Here is a 6,776-nt window from a genome sequence, read left to right as displayed (position 1 = left end):
GCGCAAAGTGATCTACACGACCAACGCCATTGAAAGCGTGAACGCCCAGCTACGCAAGATCGTCAAGACGCGTGGGCACTTCCCCACGGACGAGGCCGCGACCAAACTGCTGTGGCTGGCCTTGCGCAATATCACGGCTGACTGGAGCCGTGCCGCACATGACTGGAAAGCCGCGATGAACCAGTTCGCGATCCTCTACGAGGATCGCTTCACCAGGAATCATTTGTAGAATGCAATTGATGACCTGCCAGACGGCAGGTTTTTATCTGCCTTGCACACAAAAATTCAGACACTTCCGGACGACGCGTTCTTCCGCAGGGTCGCAGCAAAGATCCTGCATCTCGCCGGTGTATCGCAGACCAGGCCAGTCTGAACGATTCACGGAGCCCTGCTGCCACCTGATCTTCCTGATGGATGCTCCGCTTCCTGCCGGCGAGACTCACGCGCCATCACCAGCCCGACGCGGACCACGACACCTGGGTAGCGGCCATGGTGGGACCGTCACAGCTTGCCGACCATTGTGAATATCGCGGCGGGCATGCGCATCGGTTGACGGCTGCGGGGCGCCCATCACCGAATGCGCCTTTTTCAACATTACCAGGCCGAATGTCAAACCGCCGTCGGCTGTCACGCACGGCCGTCGCCCGGGCGGAAATGCGACTAACGGTCTTGCGCCATTTTGCCCGCCACACAGGTCGACGGCGCCAAACCCGGTCTTCAGGCAGATCGGTAGCCGTGCCGATGGCGCACTGCTGTCGCAGCCGAAGTCCTATGGCTGTGACGTCTTGATTGCGCGTAGCGGGGATGAACCGGGCCGCTGACCCACGTCGCCAGTGCCTCCGATCCAGTGGGGGGCAATCACGAAGGAACATATATCTCGTACTGCAAAATAATCATGGCGTGGGATCGGCGGTATTTTTTTGATATATATGCGTGTGGCCCCGCAAGACAGGATGGCAGTACCGATCAGGCTGTCCACCTTTTTCCCACTGTCCGTGGAGACGGCGCCGACAGATGACTGACGCCAATTGGAGCCAAAGACGCTTGACGGCCACAACTGGTCACTCACATACGGCGACCGTTGGACATTCAGGCGTCGGCTCTGCCCCGTAAGCGGCCATGCCGATGTCAAAGACGAACACCCAGTCATCGGGTAGAACGGTTATAACTCAGGATGCGATGGACGCCATTTGCGACGAAGCAGCGGAGAGGCTCTTGTCAGCCCTTTAGTGCGAATGAGGCGTGCCCTCTGGGACCGTGAACGTCACCGTCTGCCTGCACTCCGTGCACCCGGCGAATACGTGATGTTGAGCGTCGACCAACTCGACAAGCATCTTGTGCTGACCGGGTGGCAGACCAGCGACGCTGATGGTATTGACATCGTTCGCTTCTACCCAACCCCAAGGTGAATCGTCGATGTGTACGTGCAGGTGCCCGATTCGTGGAGACACGTTGAGCGCAGCAGCCCCGAACACCGGTACGATATGCACGTTCTCCACCCGATATTGAATCCAGACGATTCCGTGGGCCAATCCAGCGGGAAGCGGCGTGGGATCCACAATCAGTTTTGGCGGGGGCTCGTTGTTGATGGCGACGTACGGTGATGCGATGCCGACCTCCCCTGCGCTCTGGGCGAATGCGCTCGTTGCGAGCACGGCACCAGCAGCAACTGCGGCAAGCGTCTTGATCAGCATGTTCATTTGCGTTCTCACTATTTGATCCCCAAGGGGAGAAAGTTCGATTAACTTAGCTTGGAATCGCTGGCCGTGTCATGCCAGTTGCACAGAGTGACTTCCCAAGCTCTGGGGCCGCGATGGCCTATTTGAGCGGATGAACGTATTCCGCGGATGTCCGAAAGCCGGTTGTGTGTGAGCGTGCGTATCCCTGACTGGTGTAGATACGTTGGGATACAAAAGGATGCCCGGCGGGACGGAGGCGAGCGCTGAGAATCAGTCGATGCTCAACGTGACGCCCAGTTGCCGGTCATGAACAAGTCCATGAGCGAACGTCAATTGAGGCCCTGACAACGGCCCATTGTGAGGGGATGACTTCAACGGCAGAGAAGGGTCGCGTGCCGCCGATACAGTCTGGGGAGGCTGAAGCTGCACATGCAAATTGCATAAGTCGGCACCCGGCCAACAGCTGCCTGGCACAGAAGCGCACATAGGGGCACTCGACCGTCGGCTCAGGAGCCGACACCTGCCATGTGATGCAAGGCGTACTAGTCAATGTGTGTCGGAGTCCTTTCTGAACGTCACGTAGATGCAATCTCACCTACCCTCGCTATGGGAACTCAACGCAAGTGGGGCGCGCCGGAACGGTAGCAGGATGAAAGCACGGATGGAGCACTGCTAAACACTCCAACGGTCGGGGCCCTCGCCAATGATTCGGAGAACGTCCAATTGTTCGTCTTGACCGCGGATTGGACGGCAGCGTGCGCGCGCGAATCCATACCAGCCACTCCATACTGTTTGGACATGCGCGGGCCCGCCTTTTTCCTTCACTGATCTCGATGTGGACCGATTTGAAGAACGGGCTGCGACTACCGCCAAGAAGCCAAAGTACAAGCGGCTTGCTAAAGGGAGGGACCCTGTTACGCGGATCTCATTGCGCGATTGTATGGAATTTGGCAGCTGAAGGGCCTATAACTAGCTAGACGTAGTGAAGCTTGCGTCCAGCGCTACCCGCGCGCGGAGTGTGCGAGCCTGCGGTCGCACGACGGCTGAAATCACCGCCTCGCCATACACTGCACGAGCCTCATGGCACCCGAAATCTTCGCGGCCTTCGAGCATTTATCGCTCCAACGACTCGCGGACAAAGGCTGCCTACCTGTCGAATCGAAAGCGTGGAAACGACGTTTGAGTCGATGGAGTACCTGATCATGAAGTCGCTATTTCTAGTGATTGGTGGAAGCGTACTGCTTTCCATGGGCAGCTTGGCCTACGGTCAGTCCGCTACCCCGGCATCGCCCTCTCAGCAACCCATGCCCGATCAACCCGCAGCCACCAACGCATCGGGACAATACCAGTCCGACGCTTCACAGGGCGGAGCACCAATGGGAACATATGGAGCGGGTACGTCCCGTGGAGAACGGGATCCACGAACCGGTGCCCTCTGCATCACCGGCTTGTCCTGCGACATCTATAAGGGCAATTGACGCGCATATGGACCGAATGCGCCCCTGTGACGCAGTGCTAATGCGCAGGACCTCCGAAGTGCGCTTGGCGTAGGCGAAGGGGCGCACCGTTTATAGCACCGGCGAGGCGCAATCTTGAACAGTTACCAACTAACGATCTCATCAAGCCGCTTATCGAGCGCCGTCAACCCGTTCTTCTGTAGTTCGCGCACGCAGCGGCGAATTGCCTTCGCATGACGTTCGGCCGCATGCATCTGGAATGCCGGGTTTGTCAGCGACATCCGCCACGCTTAAGGGGTTCCGCAAGATAAACAGGTGTCAGGTGATGCACGGTTGCGATATCAGCTTTCCGACAGTCGGAGTAAAACCTGGCTGTGCGCTAAGGTTTCACTGAGTAGCCCACCAGTTCGCTGGATTTCGTCACGGGCGTACCCTTTCCGGCCAGACGGATTTGATACTCGTCGCGGACAACACGTTTGACAGCTGGCGCATACCACCTGGTCTCCTCCATCGGCCCTCCGCCGTAGCCGGATAGCGGCGACCAGGTTCCCGTCGTCTTGATCTTTATCGCTGAAAACGAGCCCGCCTTCGTATTAACCGTTTCGACATCTTCTATTTCACTCTGGCCACGCAGCACTACAGTTTGGCCTGTTGTGGCAGTAGTCGTGCAGTCCACCTCATGACGCGTTCCGACTTGCAGCGGAAAATGAAGTCCAACATCACACGCTTTCCGATCGGATTTGATGCGAATAACATTTGCTTCAGGAGTCAGTTCCAGGCGCCCGCCTCCGGCGATCTGGAGTAACGCACTCCCGTCTGCGTGAACGAGTGTCACCGTTTGCGTGACGGTATGTTTGCTTCCCGTGAGCAGGTCGGACAGCTCGTAAGTCCAGCTGTCTCCGGTCGCGTAGTGCGGTCCATCCTGAGTGGGTTGAGCCGATTCCGCCCCGACCGCAACATTGCTCGAGATAGCGGCTCCAATCACCAGTAGGCAAACAATCGCTTGAGAACGTATATGCCTAAACGAAGGTATTGTTTCGATAGTTTTCACGTCAACTCCCTCTTGTTCAAGGTAAGCCGCTATGCTGCGACTACTGTCCAGCCGCAGTGTTGGCCCCGCTTCCCCGTCGATACGGAGCCAGCCCCGTCGTATAACGGGCACTCCGCGCCCAGCCGGGGCCTTACTCCTTCATCCGTGATCGACTGACCCATCGATCGACAGTCGGTGCAGACCATTTTCAACGATTTAGACCGCCATGTCGATCGGCTGAGACTGGCCGACACCGGAAGCTCGCTGTCTGACCTTCGGGGCTCACGAGTTCACCCGAGAGGGCAGCTATGCACCGCGGGGAGAACGTCGGGACGACGCTGGGGTACGTTCCTACTGTTTAGATAGGAATACTTATCTTTGTAGCTGCTTTTGTGCGACGATCCTCGTGGAAAACTGGGCTCAGCTCAGGTGGTTGACTGTTCGCGAACAGGCCCAAACCCTGCGCGCGTGACCTTATGCTGATTTCTGGCAGAGGACGCCATACCAGCCCAACCCACGATATGTCTCGTAGCCGGGCGTCGCCGCGAATGACACGATCGTTCCGTCTGAAGCCCGATAGTAGCCTGTCTGCCTGCCGTCGACCTGCAGGCGCAAGCGTTCGGTCAGGATACCCTTACCGTCTGAGGCGGCTATCACTCGAAAGTTCGAATCGACGATCATGCAGCGCGAGCGAGTCCATTCTTCTTCGCTCAGACGGACGCCTTTTACAACAGCGCCGGCTTGCGGCGCCCAGTCGAAGAAAATCACGATTGCGCCCAGCGCGCGACCGTTCGCTAGGCCACCCTCGCGGACAGCGGTCGAATAGGTTGCCACCTGAGCGTTGTGCATCAAAACGAGGGCCTCGACGTCGCATGCGACGTAGTCCGCACCTGACCGGGTTTTCATCGCGTTCCTGAACCAATCCGCACCTGCCACGTTCTCGCCGCGCGCGGCATACAATGCTGGCCGCCCGTTCGCGACGACGACACCGTGTTCATCGACTATCCATATGTCACGGTAGACCGTATAGCTATCAAGGATTACCGAAAGCCGCTCGCTAGCATGCTTCGCGGAAGACGTATCGTGATTGGCGAGACAATCCACGACGGCCGAATCTGTGGCCCACCAGCGCACATCGCACGAGCGCTCATAGAGGTTGCGGTCGATGACATCAATCATGTTGAGCGCGAGATCGGCGCAACGTTGACCGTCGTGGGAACGCAGGCGCTCGATCATGCTATCGCCGAGTTGCGTGAGTGTCGACAGCGACCCGGCGAGATCCTTGTTCAGATCTGTGGTGATTTCCGAGATGCGTTTGGAAACTTGCTTGACCTGGTTTGCGACAACCGCGAAGCCTTTGCCCGCGTTGCCCGCGCGCGCCGCTTCGATGAGCGCGTTTAGAGCGAGGAATGTGGTCTCGCGGTTGATGTCGTTGATGTCGCTGATCTTGCTCGTAGCGAGGCGTTTGACTTCATGAGTGAGGTCGACGATTGCTTGTGGATTCGACATGTGATGGTTCCAGGGGAGCGTGGTTCTTGTTCCCTGTTATGCAAGCTTCGGGCCTGTCGTCTTCAATGGCAGACGTCACGTGGTCAAACGTTGTCTTCGCGGCAACGGGGCGATCATCGGACGTCTGGCATTCGTTCGAGTGCATATACGCACCAGCACGGGGTAAAGGGGCGAGCGACGCAAAGCATTCTCCGGTGCTTCAGCTGAGATACTCGGCGTAACTCGCGCCGCGTACACGTGCGCCCGAAACCCGATCGCCGGTACCCGAGACACTTGGCGGTTTGAGTTTTCTCCCAAAGCAACACGCGCAAATTCTCGGTTGCGGAGAGTCAGCGGGAGATAGCGCTACACGGCAGGCAGATATTGCCTTTCGATACTTGGGGGAAACTGGAACCGGTAAGCTCCACCGTACATGCATGGTCACTGCGGAAGACTACTCTGAGCCAACATGATCCCGTTGAGTAACGCGGCACCCTCCAACTCCTGGCGCGGATGGAGTGGGGCCCAGGAGAACGCCTCCACTAACGCCGAAAAGGGTGTTGATGCATGTTGCGCCGACATCGCCGCAGCTTGCAATGCTATCGACGAGTCTGATATGTTGTACGCCCGAGATCCAGCAAGGCACGGTGACGGCCTCGCTGATTCTGCGAAAGCTGAACGCGTATCCGCGCAGAACGGTCTTGCGGTCAGCCTGCGTGAGCTCGGCCGCATCGAACGTACGCAGTTCACACTGAAGTGGTCGCGGGACCAGCTTTGCTGGCGCCGAGTATCCGCCGGACTGAACAAAGGGTTTGTAATTCATTCGTATGCGATCCATCATCGACGCCACACAGAGTCGCATGACGAAGAACGTGAGGTGAGTCAGGAACGTGGATCAGCGCAGATCGACCGGCAGCTTCCAAGGAAGCAGTGCGTCGTAATCGTCAATTGTTGTCGCCAGTGGTAGGCGCTGGAACAGCCAGGTGAGGTAGCGGTATGGATCGATACGGTTCGCCCGACACGTCTCGACCAGTGAGTAGAGATTCGCACTCGCGTTTGCGCCGTTCACGGTGTCCGCAAACAACCACGAGCGCCTCCCTACACAGAAGGGGCGAATTGAGT

At 58.0% G+C, this 6,776-nt stretch carries 5 protein-coding genes and 1 pseudogene; 2 read left to right on the top strand and 4 right to left on the bottom strand.

Annotated elements, in window-relative coordinates; genetic code table 11:
- The coding region (locus tag E1N52_RS42595; protein WP_133184843.1) for a transposase at positions 1-229 on the top strand (229 nt) is incomplete at its 5' end.
- Positions 230-1,226: 997 nt separating this feature from the next.
- Here the strand turns inward: E1N52_RS42595 and E1N52_RS42590 are convergent.
- The 3 genes from E1N52_RS42590 to E1N52_RS42580 all read right to left on the bottom strand — a co-directional run bounded on the left by E1N52_RS42590 (position 1,227) and on the right by E1N52_RS42580 (position 5,675).
- Positions 1,227-1,700 carry a DUF6130 family protein gene (locus tag E1N52_RS42590; protein WP_133191049.1) on the bottom strand — a complete coding sequence of 158 codons (474 nt, stop codon included), beginning with the start codon at positions 1,698-1,700 and terminating at the stop codon, positions 1,227-1,229.
- Between the two features lie 1,815 nt (positions 1,701-3,515).
- Positions 3,516-4,187 carry a hypothetical protein gene (locus tag E1N52_RS42585; RefSeq protein WP_133191047.1) on the bottom strand — a complete coding sequence of 224 codons (672 nt, stop codon included), beginning with the start codon at positions 4,185-4,187 and terminating at the stop codon, positions 3,516-3,518.
- Between the two features lie 453 nt (positions 4,188-4,640).
- Positions 4,641-5,675, bottom strand: coding sequence for a methyl-accepting chemotaxis protein (locus tag E1N52_RS42580; RefSeq protein ID WP_133191045.1), 1,035 nt, complete (start codon positions 5,673-5,675; stop codon positions 4,641-4,643).
- A gap of 611 nt (positions 5,676-6,286) precedes the next feature.
- Here E1N52_RS42580 and E1N52_RS45190 point away from each other — a divergent pair.
- A pseudogene (locus E1N52_RS45190) lies at positions 6,287-6,621 on the top strand (Tn3 family transposase); the annotation flags it as partial.
- Here E1N52_RS45190 and E1N52_RS42570 read toward each other — a convergent pair.
- A partial coding sequence (locus E1N52_RS42570; RefSeq protein WP_133191043.1) for a transposase domain-containing protein occupies positions 6,550-6,776 on the bottom strand: 227 nt, incomplete at its 5' end. The pseudogene E1N52_RS45190 and the gene E1N52_RS42570 overlap by 72 nt on opposite strands.

It is taken from the genome of Paraburkholderia guartelaensis, from assembly GCF_004353905.1.
GTDB classification, from domain to species: domain Bacteria; phylum Pseudomonadota; class Gammaproteobacteria; order Burkholderiales; family Burkholderiaceae; genus Paraburkholderia; species Paraburkholderia guartelaensis.
The sequence above is the reverse complement of the archived record's forward strand: the minus strand, read 5'-3'. Positions and strand labels throughout refer to the sequence as shown.